This window comes from Leucogemmata humicola, from assembly GCF_055379415.1.
Genome location: NZ_AP040875.1, coordinates 4,080,508 through 4,098,732 on the forward strand (window position 1 = coordinate 4,080,508; position 18,225 = coordinate 4,098,732).

Annotated in this window: 14 protein-coding genes; 9 read left to right on the plus strand and 5 right to left on the minus strand. The window is 62.9% G+C overall.

All coding sequences use genetic code 11. The features are described 5' to 3' along the window. Positions 1–25 precede the first annotated feature (25 nt). Together AC6H4Z_RS17390 and AC6H4Z_RS17395 are read left to right on the plus strand one after the other, a co-directional pair. Positions 26–838 carry a hypothetical protein gene (locus tag AC6H4Z_RS17390; RefSeq protein ID WP_497543227.1) on the plus strand — a complete coding sequence of 271 codons (813 nt, stop codon included), beginning with the start codon at positions 26–28 and terminating at the stop codon, positions 836–838. Next, positions 835–2,658, plus strand: a complete 1,824-nt coding sequence (locus tag AC6H4Z_RS17395) for a CocE/NonD family hydrolase (RefSeq protein ID WP_497543228.1) — start codon at positions 835–837, stop codon at positions 2,656–2,658. Before AC6H4Z_RS17390 ends, AC6H4Z_RS17395 begins: the two co-directional genes overlap by 4 nt. A gap of 6 nt (positions 2,659–2,664) precedes the next feature. Here AC6H4Z_RS17395 and AC6H4Z_RS17400 read toward each other — a convergent pair whose 3' ends face one another. Beyond that, complete coding sequence (locus AC6H4Z_RS17400; protein WP_497543229.1) at positions 2,665–4,479, minus strand: CocE/NonD family hydrolase; 1,815 nt, start codon at positions 4,477–4,479, stop codon at positions 2,665–2,667. Between the two features lie 213 nt (positions 4,480–4,692). Between AC6H4Z_RS17400 and AC6H4Z_RS17405 the strand changes: the two genes are divergently transcribed. Next, the gene (locus AC6H4Z_RS17405) at positions 4,693–7,011 is read left to right on the plus strand and encodes a carbohydrate binding family 9 domain-containing protein (protein ID WP_497543230.1); all 2,319 of its coding nucleotides are present in this window, start codon (positions 4,693–4,695) and stop codon (positions 7,009–7,011) included. A gap of 188 nt (positions 7,012–7,199) precedes the next feature. Here the strand turns inward: AC6H4Z_RS17405 and AC6H4Z_RS17410 are convergent, their stop codons facing one another. Together AC6H4Z_RS17410 and AC6H4Z_RS17415 are read right to left on the minus strand one after the other, a co-directional pair. After that, on the minus strand, positions 7,200–9,857 hold the full coding sequence (locus AC6H4Z_RS17410) for an ABC transporter permease (RefSeq protein WP_497543231.1): 2,658 nt from the start codon (positions 9,855–9,857) through the stop codon (positions 7,200–7,202). Between the two features lie 29 nt (positions 9,858–9,886). Beyond that, positions 9,887–10,240, minus strand: coding sequence for a PadR family transcriptional regulator (locus tag AC6H4Z_RS17415; RefSeq protein ID WP_497543232.1), 354 nt, complete (start codon positions 10,238–10,240; stop codon positions 9,887–9,889). Positions 10,241–10,378: 138 nt separating this feature from the next. Here AC6H4Z_RS17415 and AC6H4Z_RS17420 point away from each other — a divergent pair, with 138 nt between their 5' ends. From AC6H4Z_RS17420 to AC6H4Z_RS17445, 6 genes are read left to right on the plus strand one after another with little or no spacing between them, the layout of a single operon-like run. After that, positions 10,379–11,473, plus strand: coding sequence for an NAD-dependent epimerase/dehydratase family protein (locus AC6H4Z_RS17420; protein WP_497543233.1), 1,095 nt, complete (start codon positions 10,379–10,381; stop codon positions 11,471–11,473). 30 nt (positions 11,474–11,503) lie between these two features. Continuing rightward, the gene (locus AC6H4Z_RS17425) at positions 11,504–12,232 is read left to right on the plus strand and encodes an RraA family protein (RefSeq protein WP_497543234.1); all 729 of its coding nucleotides are present in this window, start codon (positions 11,504–11,506) and stop codon (positions 12,230–12,232) included. Next, a complete protein-coding gene (locus AC6H4Z_RS17430) occupies positions 12,229–13,344 on the plus strand; it encodes a pyridoxal-phosphate-dependent aminotransferase family protein (RefSeq protein ID WP_497543235.1) in 1,116 nt (371 codons plus the stop codon). The genes AC6H4Z_RS17425 and AC6H4Z_RS17430 overlap by 4 nt, the downstream gene beginning before the upstream one ends. After that, a complete protein-coding gene (locus AC6H4Z_RS17435; RefSeq protein ID WP_497543236.1) occupies positions 13,341–14,636 on the plus strand; it encodes a dicarboxylate/amino acid:cation symporter in 1,296 nt (431 codons plus the stop codon). The genes AC6H4Z_RS17430 and AC6H4Z_RS17435 overlap by 4 nt, the downstream gene beginning before the upstream one ends. Continuing rightward, entirely contained in the window at positions 14,633–15,892 is a 1,260-nt protein-coding gene (locus AC6H4Z_RS17440) for an aconitase/3-isopropylmalate dehydratase large subunit family protein (RefSeq protein WP_497543237.1), read from the plus strand. Before AC6H4Z_RS17435 ends, AC6H4Z_RS17440 begins: the two co-directional genes overlap by 4 nt. Next, positions 15,892–16,419 (plus strand): LeuD/DmdB family oxidoreductase small subunit, encoded by a 528-nt coding sequence (locus tag AC6H4Z_RS17445; RefSeq protein ID WP_497543238.1) that lies wholly within the window; start codon positions 15,892–15,894, stop codon positions 16,417–16,419. Before AC6H4Z_RS17440 ends, AC6H4Z_RS17445 begins: the two co-directional genes overlap by 1 nt. A 54-nt stretch (positions 16,420–16,473) precedes the next feature. Here AC6H4Z_RS17445 and AC6H4Z_RS17450 read toward each other — a convergent pair whose 3' ends face one another. Both AC6H4Z_RS17450 and AC6H4Z_RS17455 read right to left on the minus strand, forming a co-directional pair. After that, positions 16,474–17,916, minus strand: coding sequence for a serine hydrolase domain-containing protein (locus AC6H4Z_RS17450; protein WP_497543239.1), 1,443 nt, complete (start codon positions 17,914–17,916; stop codon positions 16,474–16,476). A gap of 29 nt (positions 17,917–17,945) precedes the next feature. Beyond that, the gene (locus tag AC6H4Z_RS17455; RefSeq protein ID WP_497543240.1) at positions 17,946–18,218 is read right to left on the minus strand and encodes a hypothetical protein; all 273 of its coding nucleotides are present in this window, start codon (positions 18,216–18,218) and stop codon (positions 17,946–17,948) included. Between the last annotated feature and the right edge of the window lie 7 nt (positions 18,219–18,225).

The window sequence follows — 18,225 nt, forward strand, 5'->3', positions numbered from 1 at the left end:
TACCTGGGCGCCTATTGTAGGGCCCGTGAGAACCAATGCGCCCCATGATGTTCGCGCGCTCGCGACATCGGACGAGTATCAGGCGTGCGCCGCGCTTCAACGAGAAATTTGGGGGGCCGCATTTCAAGCGGCGCCCGCGGGCATTCTACAAGTCAGCTCTGAGGTAGGCGGCATCACCGCCGGAGCATTCGCATCCGACGGTCAGCTCGCGGGCTTCGTGTTCGGGCTCACGGGCGTCGGCGCCGACGGCGCGATCATTCATTGGTCGCACATCCTTGGCGTTCGCCCGGAGCTTCGCAACGCCGGGCTGGGCCGGACGTTGAAAGAGTTCCAGCGACGCGAGCTCGCGCGTCGACAGATCTCTCGGATGTACTGGACCTACGATCCGCTCATCGCCAAGAACGCGCATCTCAATCTCAACCTGCTTGGCGCTCGCATCGTACAATTTGTACCGGATATGTACGGTGTCACCGGAAGTCCCCTTCATCATGGGCTACCGACCGATAGATGCGTCGTCGTCACCGATACTTCACGTCCCCCGCGCGAGGCGTCCGTGGAGCTCGATGCAGCTGACCTCGATACGCCGGTACTGTCGGCGTTTCCGCGAGAACGGGACGTGGCGCTAAGCAAGGAACAACCCTTCGGCCCACGTGCGCGGCTGGAAATTCCTACCGATTTCGCGCGACTCCTCGCCGATGCGCCGGAAGAAGCGAAGTCGTGGCACGCCGTCGTTCGCGACGACTTTCGATGGGCGCTTGACAACGGATATATGGTCGCAGGCCTGCGTCGCGATCCGAATACGTCGCGATCCTTCTACATCCTGGAGAGACGGCAATGAGCGCACAGAGAGTCGCGGTCGGGCTGCTGCTGTCGATGGCGGTGTATGCGTCCGCGCAGGACGCGCCGTCGATCGAGGCGCGCTACAAGAAGACCGAGTATCAGGTGGCCATGCGCGACGGGAAGAAGTTGTTCACCGTCGTCTACGAACCGCGCGACACCACACGGCCGCATCCGATCCTGATGACGCGCACACCGTACAGCGTCGCGCCGTACGGTCCCACGGCCTATCCACGCGCACTCGGTCCAGCGGCGCAGTTTGCCGACGACGGATACATCTTCGTCTATCAGGACGTTCGCGGACGGTTCATGTCCGAAGGCGACTTCGTGCACATGACGCCGTGGAAAGGAATGGCTGGGGCCCTATCGACCGACGAAAGCACTGACACCTACGACACGATCGATTGGATAATCAAATCGATTCGCCACAACAATGGGCGCGTCGGCATCTGGGGCGTGTCGTATCCGGGATTCTTCGCTGCGTCGGCGCTCGTCAACTCACATCCCGCGCTCAAAGCCGCGTCGCCGCAGGCGCCGCAGGCCGACTGGTTCATGGGTGACGATGTACATCACCACGGCACGTTCTGGCTCACGAGCGCTTTTCAGTTCTTCACAACGAGCGGCCGAGCGCGGCCCGTACCGACCAGTGACCGTGGGCGAGGGTTCAGTTACGGCACCGACGACGGCTACGCGTTCTTTCTCGCGATGGGTCCGCTGTCCAACGCCGACAAACTGTACATCAAGGGCGACGCGCCATTCTGGAACGACATGATGGCGCATGGAACGATGGACGCGTTCTGGGAGGCACGCCGCGTGGCGCCGCATCTCAAGAACGTTGCGCCGGCCGTGCTCACGGTGAGCGGCTGGTACGATGCGAACAATCTTCACGGCGCGTTGCGCGTGCATGAAGCGATCGCGAACCAAAGTCCGTCAACGTCGAACCGAATCGTGCTCGGGCCCTGGTCACACGGGCAGTGGGCCCGCGGGCCCGGCGACGCGCTCGGCGACTTGAAATTTGGGTCGAACACCGGCGATTACTTCCGCGACAGTCTCGAATATCCATTTTTCAAATACTATCTCGAAAATTCTGGTTCTCTCACGCTTCCGAATGCCACGGCGTTCGAGACGGGCATGAATCGCTGGCGGACCTTCGACGCATGGCCCCCAAAAAGCGCCGCGACGAAATCGATCTACCTACAGGCTGGCGGAAAGCTCTCGTTCACGGCGCCGGCTGCTGCGGCCGCCGGCCAGGCAGCGTACGACGAGTACGTGAGCGATCCAGCGAATCCAGTTCCCTTCCTCGCCGACAAGAACACGGGGATGAAGCCGGACTACATGGCGCGCGACCAGCGCTTTGGCTCTTCACGTCCCGACGTGCTCGTGTACACGAGCGATCCGCTCGACAACGACGTCACCATCGCGGGCTCTCTCCGACCAACGCTCTTCGTGTCGACGAGTGGAACAGACAGCGACTGGATCATCAAGCTCATCGACCTCGACCCAGCCACGGGGTTCCAGCATCTCATCCGCGGCGACGCGATGCGCGGCAAGTTCCGGAACAGCTACTCGAAGCCAGAACCGTTCGTGCCCGGCAAAGTGGAACGCGTCGCATTCTCGACCGACGACGTGCTGCACACGTTCAAGCGCGGCCACAAGATCATCGTCGAGGTCCAGAGCACCTGGTTCCCGCTCGTCGACCGCAATCCGCAGACGTTCGTCGACATCTACAACGCAACCGCATCGGACTTCAAGAAAGCGACCGAGCGCGTTTACCACTCGGCGGCGCAGGCCTCGCGGATTGAAGTATCGGTGCTGCCATGATCGCGCTCAGGTCACGGGTTTTTTCTTCACCGTGAGCTGAATCTTCGACGAATTCGCCGGCGACCGGTACACCCGCTGTGTCGCCGCGCGATAGTCGGAGTCTTTGGCGTGATAGATGTCGACGAACGTCTGTGGGTTGCGGTCGAACATCGGGAACCACGAACTCTGAATCTGAACCATGATTCGGTGGCCCGGCAGGAATGTGTGATTCTTGTCGCCGATGTCGAACTCGAGATGCGCGACCTGTCCCGGCACGAGGGCCTCGGGCTTCGTCATGCTCTTGCGAAACTTGCCGCGCAGAATGTCGCCCGTGAGCAACATCTGATAGCCGCCCATGTTGCCCGGCGCGTCGGACGGATAAACGTCGATCAGCTTCGCGATCCAGTCTCCGTCGGTGCCTGTAGTCGAGACGTCGAGCATCGCGCGGACTGGACCTGACAGCGTCAGCTCTTCGGTCAGTGGTTCTGTCTCGTACACGAGAACGTCGGGACGGATCGCGGCAAAGCGCTGGTCTTCGACGGTGTAGAAATTTCCCTCGCTCGTTCGAATCTGCGCCGTGTACGGCACGGGCTTTTTCGGATCGCTGACGTACGCGTCGAACTGGGTTTCGACCTTGGCTGGCGGTGTGAACGCCAGCTTCCCGCGCTCCTGAAGGTAGAGGCTGCGCGTTTCAGTCTCCCTCGGCGGCCACTGATCGTACGTCCGCCATGCGTTCTTGCCCGTCTCGAAGACGATTGCCTTCGCCGAGTTCCAGTCGCCCTTGTCTTTTAGGTAGTAGTTGAAGAAGGGCAGCTCGATCTTGTCACGATAGTACTCGCCCGTCTTCGACCCGAACTGGATCGCATAGATGCTGTCGCCGCCGCCGCGCGCCCACGAGCCGTGCGTCCACGGTCCAACAACGAGTGTGCTCTTGTTCGTCTTGTTCCGCTCGTTGATCGCGTTGAACATGCGGAACGGACCGTAGAAATCCTGGTCGTCGAACCATCCCGCGACGATGAGCACTGGGAATGTGATGTTCTTCATGTCCTTCGGAACGTTCCGCGCCTGCCAGTACTCGTCGTATGTACCGTGCGCCATGAAGAGATCCCACGTCGGCACGCTGGTCGTAAACAACTTCGACGCATTTGCGGCCGCGCCCATCTTCATGAAGAAGTCGTAGCCGTCCGGAGTGCCGTAGTTGAATCGGCCCGACGGCTGATCCGTCGGCGCGTTGCGCTGCTGCGCGTTGCCCGACATCCAGGAAAATCCGTACGCAAGCTCGAACGCGCCGCCCGAGTGGTAGTCGTCGCCGAGGAATTGATCTTCGGGCGGCGCCTGCGGAGACGCGGCCTTGAGCGCGGGATGCGCGTTGATCATCGCCATCGCGACCTCCCAACCAGCCCACGAGATCCCCCACGCTCCAACTCGGCCGTTGTTGTTCGGGACGTTCTTGACCAACCAATCGATCGTATCGTACGCGTCGGTGCTCTCGTTCACGACGCCGGCTTTGTTCTCGACCGGCCGATGGTGGATGAATTCGCCCTCGGATCTGAATCGGCCGCGCACATCCTGATAGACGACGATGTAGCCGTCGCGCGCGAAGTTTGTGCTCGGGCCAATCGATGCGGCGTAGTTATCCGGGCCGTACGGCGGAATGCCGTAGCCCGTACGCGTCATCAGCATCGGGTACTTCTGTGATTGATCCTTCGGCGTGTACACGATCGTGAAGAGCTTGACCCCATCTCGCATCGGGACCATGTGCTCGGATTTCGTGTAGCGATCCCTCACACTGAAGTCGGCCGACTGGGCAGAGAGTGCCCGCGTGGCGATGGTCACAATCATCGCCACGTGAACCCAGGAACGTGAAACCACGTGGACCTCGCGCGGAGTGGGGGAATCAGCGAGGACTATCATGCGGCGACGTCCTCGTGACGGCAACCGCGCCGCGTCAGTGAACGGCGGTTTGGCGTTCGTCCAGGCTGCCTCGGTTCAATGCCGGGCGCTACGTTTCTCGATCCCCCTTTCGCTGTCTACCCACCCTCCCGCCTCACCGCAGTGTTTACGCTTGCACTCGCCGCCTTTCAGCTGGCGACGACAGTCCCGCAGGTCTACCACGGGCGCGAAGGACATACTCGGCTCGCCCCGCCTCGCATCGAAGCCGACGTCACGATCGACGGCCGCTTCGACGAGCCGGTCTGGCAGCAGGCCGCGCTCCTGACGGGTTTTTCGCTCTACTCCCCCGCTGACGGCCGTCCGGCGCCGGATTCAACCGAAGTGCGCGTCTGGTACTCGACCAACGCCATCTACTTCGGTATTCGCGCCTTCGAACCACACGGCCCGGTCACGTACACCTTTGCCGACCGCGATCGCGTCAGCATGGACGACAACGTCGAGATCCATCTCGACACGTTCAACGAACGCAATCGCGCGCTGGTCTTCATCGTCAACCCACTCGGCGTTCAGGCCGACGGGACGAAGAGCGAGGGCGGCGGCTTCATTCCGGGCGCAAACGTTGCGCCGGGCCAGAATGACCTGAGCGCGGACTTCATCTGGCAGTCGAAGGGTGTCGTCACTGAAGGCGGCTATCAGGTCGAGATTCGCATTCCGTTCAGCAGCCTCCGCTATCGCGTCGGGTCGGCGCAGACGTGGGGCATCCAGATCGATCGTCGCGTGCAGCACAGCGGTTATGAGGAAACGTGGACGCCCGCGATCCGCGCGTCGGCTTCGTTCATCTCGCAAGCCGGACAGCTCACCGATTTCTCCGGCATGCACCACGGTCAGATCATCGAGCTCAATCCTGAAGCGACGAACACCGTGAGTGGTTCCGCGTGTTGTGGTACGGCGTTGGACGGTTGGAAGTACAAATCGAATCCGCAACTCGGCGGGAACGTGCGCTGGGCGATGGGTAGCAACTTCGTGCTCAATGGCACGGTGAAGCCCGATTTCTCGCAGGTCGAAGCCGACGCCACGCAGATCGCCGCAGACGAACGTTTCGCACTCTTCTACGCCGAGAAGCGTCCGTTCTTCGTCGAAGGGTCGGATCAGTTCAATGTGCCGAACTCGCTCGTCTACACGCGCGCGATCGTGCGCCCCGACGGCGCAGTGAAGCTCACAGGTAAACTCGGCGGCGCTGACGTCGCCGTCCTCTCGGCGTTCGACGAGGGTCAGTCATCGACAAATGGCGACCGTCCGCTCGTCGACATCGTGCGTCTGCGTCAAAGCATCGGCGCACAATCGCAAGCGGGCATTCTGTACAGCGATCGTATTGGTGGCGGCCGCGAGAATCGCGTCATCGGCGGCGACACCAAGATCGTGTTCGGCGGAAAATATTTCGCGCAGTTCCAGGCGGTCGAAGGCATGACACGCGTGAACGGCACGACGACGGCCGGCCCGATGTGGGAGGCGGTGCTCGACGGTACGGGCCGCGCCTATGGCTTTCACTACAATGTGATCGGCATCGACCCTGACTTCCGCGCCGACAACGGTTTCGTCCCGCGTACGGGCTACGTGCAGCCGAGCGCGTCGAATCGATTCACCTGGTACGGTAAGCCGGGCGAAATGTTCGAGCGGTTCAACGTGTTCGCAACGCTCAATGGACTGTGGCAGTACGACGACTTCTTCTCGGCCAAGAGCCTGCTCGAAGATCACGCGTCAACGCAGCTGCAGATGACGATGCGCGGCGGATGGAGCGTCGGCCTGTCACCCCGTCTATCGACGTATGCGTTCTCTCCGTCGGACTACGCGAATCTCTACCTTGCACCGGGCGTGACCCGGAACTCGCCGGTTCCGTTCACGCCGCTCGACCGAATCGAGACGCTGACGAGCGGATTCAGCCTGTCGACGCCGCAGTTCCCCAAGTTTGCGGCGTCCGTTGGCGCGACGCTCGGCACCGACGTCGACTTCTTCGAGACGTCGCGCGTGAACCGCGTCGACTACAATGCGTCGCTCGATCTGCGTCCGAGCTCGCGCCTGCGCGTGGGTGCAACGTACGTCAGCAGCACGCTCACTCGGCGTCTCGATGATCGGCGCACGACGTTCACGAAGATTCCGCGCGTGAAGATCGAATATCAGATTGCGCGACCGATCTTCGTGCGAGTGGTGTCGCAGTACACCGCCAATCTCCGCGAGCCGCTGCGCGATCCGCGCACGGGCGAAGTGCTGCTCACGAATTCGTCTGGGGTGTATTCACCGGCAGCGCGAACCGCGACGAACTCGCTGCGCACCGACTGGCTGTTCTCCTATCGCCCGCTTCCCGGCACCGTGTTCTTCCTCGGATACGGCGGGAACCTCAGCGAGACGGATCCGCTGGCGTTCCGCGAGCTGCGCCGCACGAACGACTCGTTCTTCATGAAGGCGAGTTACGTGTTTCGGTAGGCCTTCAGACAGAACTGCTTTGACACGAATCACGCGGAATTGAAACGAATCGAATCGATGCGAATCAGGCGGCGACGCACGTCGCTATTCGCCAGTGAGATTCGTTCAGATTCGTGCCATTCGTGTCCAAGCAGTTGAACGACACCAGGCCATCCTGTCCGCACTGTCTGAGGCACAAAGCACCGTCACTACTCCGTCCGCAACGCCATGATCGGATCGACACGCGTTGCGCGGCGGGCCGGCAGATAGCTCGCGAGGCCGGCACTCGCCACTAGCAAGGCTGCCACGCCGAGGAACGTCAGCGGATCCGTGGCCGTCACGCCGAAGAGCAGCGTCGACATGAAGCGCGTCAACGCCAACGCGCCGACGAGGCCAACTCCGAGGCCGGCGAATACCAGCACGAGGCCGCGCCAAACGACCATGCGCTGTACGGCGCTCGATGTGGCGCCGAGCGCGATGCGAATGCCGAGTTCGCGCGTGCGTTGCGTGACGATGAACGAGAGCACACCGAAGACACCGAGCACCGCCATGACGAGAGCGACTCCAGCGAAGACGCTGAGCAGCGTCGTCGACCAGCGCGCCGGTGCAACGGCGGCACTGAGCACGTCGTCCATCGTTTGAACGTTTCGAACAGGAACGGTCGCGTCGAGTTCGTGGATGATCCGTCGCGACGCGGCCGCGACGGCGAGAGGATCACCGTTCGTGCGCACGACGAATGAGAAACCTGGCCACTTGGGTAGCGCAGCGAACGGCATGTACACGGTTGGAAGCGGATCGCTGCCGAGTCCCGCGTCGCGCGTATCACCGACCACACCGACGATCGGCGCATTGTCGATGAGCCGGCTGTCAGGGGAGCCGAGGTACACAAGCTTTCCAAGCGGATTCTCGCCGGTATAGTACTTCTTGACGAGCGCCTCGTTGACGACGATCCCCGGCACTTCTTTGCGATCACTCGCATCGAGGAATCGTCCGGCTTTGAGTGACAGGCCGATCGTCGTGAAATATTCAGGCGTGACGATGCGATAGGCTTCTCCAGTCGGCTGCACGTTGTCAGGGAGTGGCCGGTCGATCCGATTGTACCACGCACCAGTGCCGCGCCCGGCGATCGGCAGATTCGACGTCACCGCTGCGCTCACGACACCGGGTAGTGCTCGGATTTGGTCGAGCGCTGGGCCGAACAGCGTACCGTCGCGCTTCTGCGGCGAAACCGAAAAGGTGAGCACGTGATCGGTCCTCACTCCCGGATTCACGCGCTGCAGTAGATCGAAGCTCCGCAGGAGTAGTCCGGTGCCGATCAACAACACCATTGCCAGTGCGAGCTCCGTGACGACCAGCGCACTGCGCGCCCACTGATGCCCGCCGCTTCCGCGTGCGCCGTCACGCAGCGCCTCCGTTGAACCGCCGCGGGCTAGACTCCACGCAGGTACGCTGCCGAAGAACAGCCCAGCAATGACCGAGACGACGAGCGTGAACGCAACGACGCGACCGTCGAGCGAGATCTCATCCGCGCGCGGCAGATTCGTCGTGACCTGCGCCGAAAGGAGTAGCCGCAAAAACACTCGGCCGACGAGCAGCCCGAGCGCTCCCCCGGCGACAGCGAGAACGACGCTCTCTGTGAGAAGCTGTCTCACCACGCGTGCACGACCAGCGCCGAGCGCTTTTCGAACAGCGATCTCTCTGCGGCGCACCGATGCTCGCGCCAACAACAGATTTCCGAGGTTCGCACACGCAATGAGCAGGACGAACGCGACGGCCCCCATGATGACGACTAACTGGCGTCGCACGTTCCCGACGATCGTCTCCTGCAACGGCTGAACGACGATACGAGTTCCCTGATTGTACTTCGGCCAATCGCGCGCCAGCAGCGCGCCCACCGTCGCCATCTCGGCGCTGGCCCGTTCGATCGTCGCACCCTTCGCGAGTCGTCCAATGACCTGGATGAAGTACTGATCGCGATTGGCGCGGAACGTAGCGCTGAAGTTTGACGGGGCCCAGAAATCGATCGGCGCGCCGGGATAGCTGAACCCCGCCGGCATGACGCCGACGATCGTGCGCGGCACGCCGTTCAGATTCAGAGTAGTGCCGAGGACGGCGCGGTCATCGCCGTACAGGCGATGCCACGCGTCGAAGCTGAGCACGATCGTGCGTGGCGCGGCAGGATCTTCATCCGCCGGCGACAGCAATCGGCCGAATAGGGGCTGCACTCCGGCGACGTCGAGCAATCCACCGACGGTCGTTACGCCAGTGAATTGCTGAGGCTCGCCACGATTCGTGACGACTCCCGAACTGCCGTAGAACCCGGCGATTCGAAGCGCCGTCGAGTGCGACTGCCAATCGAAGAAACTTCCAGGCGACGTGGAGTTGATCGAGTTCGCCGCGGATTCCTTGGCGCGCTCGTTGATCGCGACGAGACGATCGGGCTCGCGCAATTTGAGCGGCGTCAGCAGAACTGCGTTGACGACACTGAAGATCGCCGCGTTGGCGCCGACGCCGAGTGCCAGTGTGAGAAGCGCGATGGCGGTAAACGCTGGCGCACGACGCAGCGAGCGAAAGGCAAAGCTGAGGTCCTGCCGGAGCGAGTCGAACATGTTTTCCTCCAACTGGGTCGACGCACTGTGAGCGCGCATCGTGCGAAGCGTTCGTCGCTCGCGAACGGCGAGGCGACAGAGGCCGGGGAGTTCACTGATGAGCGTGCGCCACGCAGCAAATCGGCCGCGCATTCCGCCGTACGCCCGTGCCGTGCGCTCGAGGTCCGCGAACACCGCGATCATGTCGTCGGCTAGTGCGTCGACAAAGCCCGACGGCAGCAATAGCACGATGCACGCGCGATAGGCGCGAACAACCATTGATTCATGACGCGATCGCTTCGACGCGCTCACGGTGACTGCTTCGACGGAATGAGTTTTTTCGCACGGGCCATCCCGGCCAATCGTTCGAGCCGCAGAGCTTCAGTGCGCGCGGCCTGCCGTCCGACCGGAGTGAGGTGGTAGTAACGCCGACGCGCGTCGTCGTTCACGCGCGGACGTTGGCGACACTCCTCGATCCAGTTCGCGTCGAGCAGGCGTTTGATCGCCGCATACAGCGTGCTCGCCGTAAGCGTGACGTCCCCGCCCGTACGCTCGGCCACGTCTTGAATGATGGCATAGCCGTGGAGATCCTCGTCGACGAGCGACAGAAGAATCTGGAAAACCTGTGTCGAGAGCGGCGCGGACGAGTTTCGGTCGATCACGCGGATTCCGAGTCTATGGCGTTGGGCGATATACCGTCGTGCGGTATAGTTGCACATCGCGCGGTGCGCGTCAACCCGCCCGCGACACCCCAATCAAAGCCTTACAGAACTCTGTGCACGCTATTCATAGATTCCGGCATGCCCACTCGCCGCGATTTTCTCAAGACGTCCGCCGTGGCCGGCAGCGCCGTTCTCGTCGGCGGCCTGCCCAAGCTCGCCGCCGCCGCTCCCCGCGCGTCGCTGAACCTGCTGGTTCTCGGCGGTACGGGATTCATTGGACCGCACCTCGTGCGCTACGCCGTTTCGCGCGGCCATAAGGTCACCGTGTTCACACGCGGTCGACACCAGGCCGAGCTGCCGCCTGAGGTCGTCTATCTGCAGGGCGATCGAAATGGCCAGCTCGCCGCACTCGAGGGAAAGAAGTGGGACGCCGTCGTCGACGACTCGGCCACCAATCCTGATTGGGTGCGTCAGTCCACGGAGCTGCTCAAGCCCAACGTCGGCTCGTATCTCTTCACGTCGTCGACGGGGGTGTTCTATCCGTACCTCAAGCGCGGCGCCGACGAGAATACGCCGGTGCTCTATGAGCCAATCGATCCCAAGGACGGTTCGGCGACCTTTGGCGCGTCGAAGGCGCAGTGCGAGCGACAGGTGATGCAGACGTTCGGCGACCGAGGCGTCGTCGTGCGACCCACGTACATCGTCGGACCGGGCGACACGACAGATCGCTTTCCCTACTGGCCTGTGCGCCTCGCGCGCGGCGGCGAAGTGCTCGCGCCGGGCAAGCGCGACGATCCGATGCAGATCGTCGACGTGCGCGACCTCGCCGAGTTCATGGTGCGTCTGCTCGAGGACAAGAAGCACGGGATCTACAACGTCGCTGGGCCGAAGGATGTGCTCACCGCGCACGACTTCTATCCGGCGGCCGCGAAGGCGCTCGACGCGAAGGTGAACTTTACCTATGTCGACGACTACGATTTTCTCGCCGCGCACAAAATCGACGAGGCGATTCCGTGGGCGATGCTCAAGGGCAATGACTACGGAATGATGTCGGTGAACAACGCCAAGGCCATCGCCGCCGGCCTCACGTTCCGTCCGTTGGCAACGACGGTGCGCGATACGCTCGCCTGGTGGCCGACGGTTCCGCAGGCGCGTCGTGACAATCCGCGTTTCGCCATCAAGCCGGAGCAGGAAGCCGCCGCGCTCGCGGACTGGCACAAATTGAAGGGCTGATCGCGCCGTAGTTGATGCGGCGGCGGATTCGTGCGAGTACATTCGACGCTCACGCTCTCCGCCGACCGCATGCCTGCCACCGCCGCACCCGGTAAAATCGGTTTTCGCGTCCTTCCTGCCCCGCCGCGACTCGACGACGATCTCGTCGAACGCTTCCGCGGGCTCGCCAGTCCGAACATCGCCGACGCGATGGGGCGTTTCGGCTTCATGGACCCCGGCATGCAATCGCGGTCCAAGCTTCCGCTCTGCGGACGCGCGGTCACCGTGCTGTGCCGCCCCGCCGACAATCTCATGGTGCACAAGGCGCTCGCTGTCGCAGAACCAGGCGACATCGTCGTCGTGTCCACATGCGGAAACATTACGAGCGCCGTCTTTGGTGAGCTGATGTGCCACACTGCTGCCGCGAAAAAACTCGGCGGCATCGTGGTCGATGGCGCCATTCGCGACGTGGACGGAATCACGAAACTCGGATTCCCAGCGTTCAGTCGCAGCGTGAGCCCGGGCGGGTGTGACAAGGACGGTCCGGGCGAGATCAACGTGCCGATTGCCTGCGGCAATACCGTCGTCATGCCGGGCGACATCATCGTGGGCGACGACGACGGACTCGCCGTGGTGTCGCGCGAGTCGGCGCGCGAGGTGCTCGATCTCGTTGCCGCGCTGATGTCGCGAGAAACAGCACGCATAGCCGAGATCAAGAGCGGCGTGTTGTACAAAGCGGAAATCGACGACGCACTGCGCAAGAAGGGAGTGATCGAGTGAGCGAGGACGCGTCGCTCCTCCTCATGACGCCGGGGCCGACGCGCGTTCCCGAGCGCGTGCTCCGTGCCGGCGCGCGGCCGATGATTCATCACCGCACACCCGAATTCTCGCGCGAACTCGCCGAGGCGATCGAACTACTCGGGCCCGTGTTCGGGACGCGCACCAAGCCGATGCCCGTGCACACGACCGGGCGCGGCGCGCTCGAAGCGACGATTTGCAATCTCTTCTCCGCTGGCGACGAGATTGCGATGTGCTGCAACGGCAAGTTCGGCGAGATGTGGGCTGGATTTGCCGAGTCGTACGGCCTTCGCGTCCATCGCTTCTCGACGAACTGGGAGCACGACGCCGATTCTGTCGAGCTGCGTTCGTTGCTCGACCTTCATCCGCGCATTCGTGCGGTCACCGTTGCCTACGGCGATACATCGACTGGCGTCGCCAACGATGTCGCCGGTATCGCACGCATCGCGCGATCGCACGGCGTCCTCACGCTCGTCGACGCAGTCTCGTCGCTCGGCGGAATGCCCTTCTCGTTCGACGAATGGGAGGTCGACGTCGCCGTGACGGCGTCGCAGAAGTGCCTGATGTCGAGCCCCGGTCTCGCCTGGGTCGCCATGAGCGATCGCGCATGGAAGGTGACCACCACCTCGCGCCTGCCAAAGAACTACTGGAACTTCACGGACATTCGCGATTCCATCTCCAAGGCAAAACCCGAAACGCCAGGCACAACACCCGTCCATCTCGTCCTGCAAGGGGCCGAAGCGCTGCGCATGATTCACGAAGAAGGTGTGGAGCAAGTGTGGGCTCGACATCAGGCGATGGCCGAACGCACCCGACAGCGCATCAACGCGGTGGGTCTCACGCTACAGTGTCCGGCCCACGTTCGACGTTCGGCGACGCTCACCGCGATTGCACTACCGCGTGGCATCGCGCCGAAACCGTTCCGCGATTCGATCAAGGCCGCTGGGGTGCTCACCGCGGCGGGCCTCGGACCATACGAGCAAACGGGCTTTCGCATCGGCCACATGGGCGACATTCGCATGGCTGACGTCGATCGCACGTTGGATGCGGTGCGCGACGCGCTCCGCGCCGCACAGGCCCCCGCCGCGCAGTGAAGCTCGAGACGAAGATTCTCGCCGCATTCGGTGCGGGAATCGCCGTCGGGGCAGTTTCTCGTCTCGAATCGTTGGGCGCTTTGCGTTCCGGCATCATCGCGCTCGAGCCGATCGGCGTCGTGTTCATTCGGCTCATCACAATGGTTGTCGTCCCCCTAGTGATCGCCAGCGTGTTCGTCGGCGTCGCATCGCTCGGCGACGTGCGCTCGCTCGGCCGCATCGGCGGCAAGACACTCGGCTATTTCGTCGGCACCACGGTGCTCGCCGCGATCATTGGTCTGCTCGTCGCCAGCGTCGCACACGTCGGCGCGGGACTTCCGCAGGTAGATCGCGATACACTGCTCGGTGCCGCGGCCTCGTTGCCGAGCACGCCTCCACCGACGTTCATTCAAACGCTCGTCGGAATGATCCCACAGAATCCAATCGCTTCGGCGGCATCTGGAGATCTGCTCCCGCTGATCATCGCCGTGTGCATCTTTGCGGCCGCTGCCACCGTTGCAACGGGACCCGCACGAGACAGCGTCGTTGGCTTCTTCAGTGGCGTGAACGAACTGTCGGCAATCGTCATCGCGTGGTTGATGAAGCTCGCACCCGTTGGTGTGTTCGTGCTCATCGCCGTCACGGTCGCGCGATCGGGAATGGCGCTGTTGACTCAACTCGCGACGTTTACAGTCGTCGTCGTAATCGCGCTGGCCGTTCACGTTGCGTTGGTTCTGCTCCCTGCACTCAAGCTCGGCGCGCAACACTCGATTCGACGCTTCTTCGCGTCCGTCAGCGACGCACTGTTGCTCGCGTTCTCGACGGCGTCTTCGAATGCCGCGCTTCCGGTGAGCATGGCGGCGGCCCGCGATCGGCTGGGGATTCGTGGCGATGTCGTTGGCTTCGTCTTGCCGGCCGGAGCTTCACTGAACAAGAATGGCGCGGCGGCATACAAGGCAGTCACCGCCGTATTCCTCGCGCAGATCTACGGTGTGCCGATGACTGCGGGCACGATGCTCACCGTTGCCGCAACATCGACGCTCGCCGCGTTTGCTGGCACCGGTGTTCCAGGCAGCTCATTGATCACGACCCTCATCGTTCTCAACGCCATTGGCCTCGGTCCTCGCGCCGCCGCCGGCATCGCGCTCGTCGCTGCCGTCGATCGACCACTCGACATGTGCCGCACAGCGGTGAACACGATTGGCAATTTGATCGGCGCCGCGTGGATCGCCCGCAGCGAGCGACGCAACCCGGCCGAACCTGGTGGACAGTTCGAGTACCCCGAGCCACGCGAGCGGGTGTTCGTCGGATGACGGTCGGAAAAACGATCAGCGAGAAGATTCTCTCGGCGAAATCCGGCACCGATGCACGCGCCGGTGACATCGTCGTTTGCGCCGTCGACCTCGTTGTCGGAACAGACGCGTCGTCGCCAATGACAATCGCGTACTTCGAGCGAATGGGCGGCGAGCGACTTTTCGACCCAACACGTGTCGTCTTCTCGCTCGATCACTACTCTCCACCGTCGACGCCGAAGACAGCCGCGTTTCACGATCAGGTCCGCGCCTTCGCCAAGCAGCACGGCGCCGAAGTGTTCGGCGTGGGCGAAGGGATCAGCCATCAGATCATCGCCGAGCGCGGGCGAGTGCGCCCGGGCGATCTGGTGATTGGCGCGGACAGTCATACCGTGACGTGCGGCGCGTTGAACGTCTTCGCAACCGGTGTGGGTTCGTCTGACCTCGCGGCGGCGCTGATCACGGGACAGATCTGGCTTCGCGTTCCCGAGACGATCCGCGTTCGACTCGTTGGCGAACGTCCGTCGTATGTTGCGGCCAAGGACGTGGCGCTCGCACTGATCGCCATCCTCGGCGCCGAGGGCGCGAACTATCGATCGCTGGAGTTCACGGGTCCAGGCGTCGCAGCACTCTCGGTGGATGAGCGTTTCGTGCTCTCGAATCTCGCGGTCGAGGCAGGAGCGAAGGCAGCGCTATTCGAGGTCGACGCCGCGACTGAGACGTACCTTGCGCGGAATGTGCTCGACGGCGCCGTCTCGAGCGACGCTGACGCGATTTTCAGTCGTGAAATCGTCATCGATCTCGCTTCGCTCGGCCCGCGCGTCGCGATTCCGCACTCACCCAACGACGTCGTCGAACTCGGCGCGGTCAACGGAACGCCGATCCATATGGTGTTCCTCGGCACGTGCACGGGGGGCCGCGTCTCCGATTTCCACGATGCGCTCGCCGTTCTTCGCCGCGGCGGTAGTCGCATCGCGTCTGGTGTGCAACTCGTTGCAACGCCGGCGTCGCGCGACGTCTATCTCCGACTCATGGAGGACGGTTCGCTTGCCGAACTCACGTCGATGGGCGCAATCGTCACCACACCAGGATGCGGCGCGTGTTGCGGTACGAGCGGCGCCATTCCCGGCGACGGGATGAACGTGCTATCGACCGCGAATCGGAACTTCAAGGCGCGCATGGGCAACGCCACAGCGGCGATCTACCTCGCGTCGCCCGCCGCGTGTGCGGCTGCGGCAGTGACGGGCCGCATAACAGACCCGCGGAGCATCGGCTGATGGCGATTCAGCTCGACGGCCGAGCTCGCGTTGTCGGTGACGACATCAACACCGACTACATCATCGCGTCCACGCGAAAGCAAGCCACGCTCGATGAGCAGGTGCTCAAGCAGTACCTGCTCGAGACCGTCGATCCATCATTTGCCGCGACCGTTCAACCGCGCGACATCCTCGTCGCCGGAACCAACTTTGGCTGCGGGTCGGCCATGGAAATCGCGGCGACGGTCATTCTCGCGGCGGGAATCAACGCCGTGGTTGCGCGCTCATTCTCGCGAACGTTCTTCCGCAACGCCGTGAATAACGGCCTCCTACCAGTCGAGTGCGACACGAGTGGCTTCGCGGAGGGCGACCAGCTGCACATCGCGATCGGAGACGGCAATGCGCGCGTCGTGAACCGAACACGCGGCATCACCGTCGATGCGACCCCGATACCAGCGATGATGGCGGACATTCTTCAAGCCGGCGGGTTGGTCGCGTTCGTCCGATCGCAGAGTATTCCGGACGCATCGCCTCCACGGGATCGATAGCCGCCGCGCGTCGCACCGGAAGCCACGACGAAAGGGGTGGCGAGTGTCGCAGTATTATTTCACCACGGTGCTCGTGCGCACGAACTCCAGCCCGCGGGCGCGTCCGTTCTCTGCCGTAAACGTCGCCGCCTTTGCTGACGGTGCGCCGACGAACTTGATCGTGATACCCGTGCCGCGGAGCGTCTGATGGTCCGTGGCGCGCAGCGTATCGGGCGTCGCGCGCGGGCGCTTGAGGACAACGCGCGTTCCGGCGCGCGATAGCTCGTAGTCCGCGTTCAGTTCGTCCGAGTGGTACCGTCCGGCCATCGACGCAGCTTCGCCGTCGGTGAGGTTGATCGTGGGTGTGGCCTGCTGTGCGGCGGCCGCTCGCGTAGTCGCCGGTGGAACCGGCTCCTTGAACAGCGGGGCGAACGCGACATCCGCCGCTCGATGTGCGAGGCCAACCGCGTCGGCAGTGCTGACGTTACACATCGTGGCGATGCTGGCGTGCAGCGACGGGAAGCGCGTGAGGTCGGTTCGATACCCGCCAGTGCTGCCGCTGTGTTCGACCATCGGAATGCCACGATAGGCGCCGATCTCGAGACCGAATGCGTAAGCAATCTGCTTGCCGTCGTTCAACACGCCGCGCTCGAGCTGACGCGCAAGAAACCCTTTGCCGCCGACTGCACCTGTATAGAAATTCTCATCCCACTTCTGGAGATCCTCCATCGTCGTCATCAGGCCGCCCTGCCCGACGATGTCGTTGTTCCAGATGTTCGTCTTCCAGCCATTCAAGGCGGTTGCCTCGGTGGACGGACTGTACGCCGCAGCACGACCGCGCACCGGCTGATTGTGATCGTCGTGAAAGTGCGAATTCGCCATCTTCAGGGGCGTGAAGATCTGCTCGCCGGCGAATTGGCGGAGAGTCTTGCCCGTAACGCGCTGCACGATCACGCCGAGCAACACGTAGCCCGTATTGCTGTAGTTGTATTCGGCGCCGGGATCGAAGTTCAGATGCTTCTGTCGCGAGGCCAGCGTGAGAATGTCGGCGACCGTGTACCCGTCATCCGGACGCATTCCCGCCGCGTCGACGAGCGCCCAGAAGTCCCGGATGCCACTCGTGTGATGCACGAGTTCGCCCACGGTGATCTTCTTCCCGTAGTCGGCGAGTTCGGGGACGTACTTGTGGACGTCATCATCGAGCGAAAGTCGCCCCTGCTCGACGAGCAGCGCAATCGATGCCGCCGTGAACTGCTTGGAGAGGGAGCCGGTGATGAATGGCGTCTGCGGCGTAATGGGGGCCGCGAACTCGACGTTCGCCAAGCCGTAGCCTTTGGCGTAGCTGATCCGCCCATTCTGAAACACGCCGACAACGCAGCCTGGCCCTGCGGGCGTGTACTTGGCGAACACCGCATCGACGCGACGAGCGAGTGAGTCAGGCAACGCCGATTGTGCAGCAGCGGAGCCGGCGGCCATGAGCGTGCCGAGAGTGACGAGGATCGAGCGACGACCAGTCATGTGCGCCTCACCAAAGGAAGATTGCTGCGCTACTTCGGGTTCTTGTTTGCTTTGCCGCGCTCAGTGAATCCACCGAACGTCAGCACCCATCGCAATGCGCGTCGCAGCCCGATGACTGTACCGGAGAGCGCGCCGACGCCAACCCTTCTGAAGACGGCATCAAGTCCGCGCGTGATGAGCAACAACAACCCCAGCACGCCAAGAGCAACGCCCCAGAGGGGAAAGATGACAATGAAGAAAATCAGGACAAACGGCAACAGCAGGAGCGGTACGAGCGGTGCCAACTGCATTTCGACAATCACGACCCTT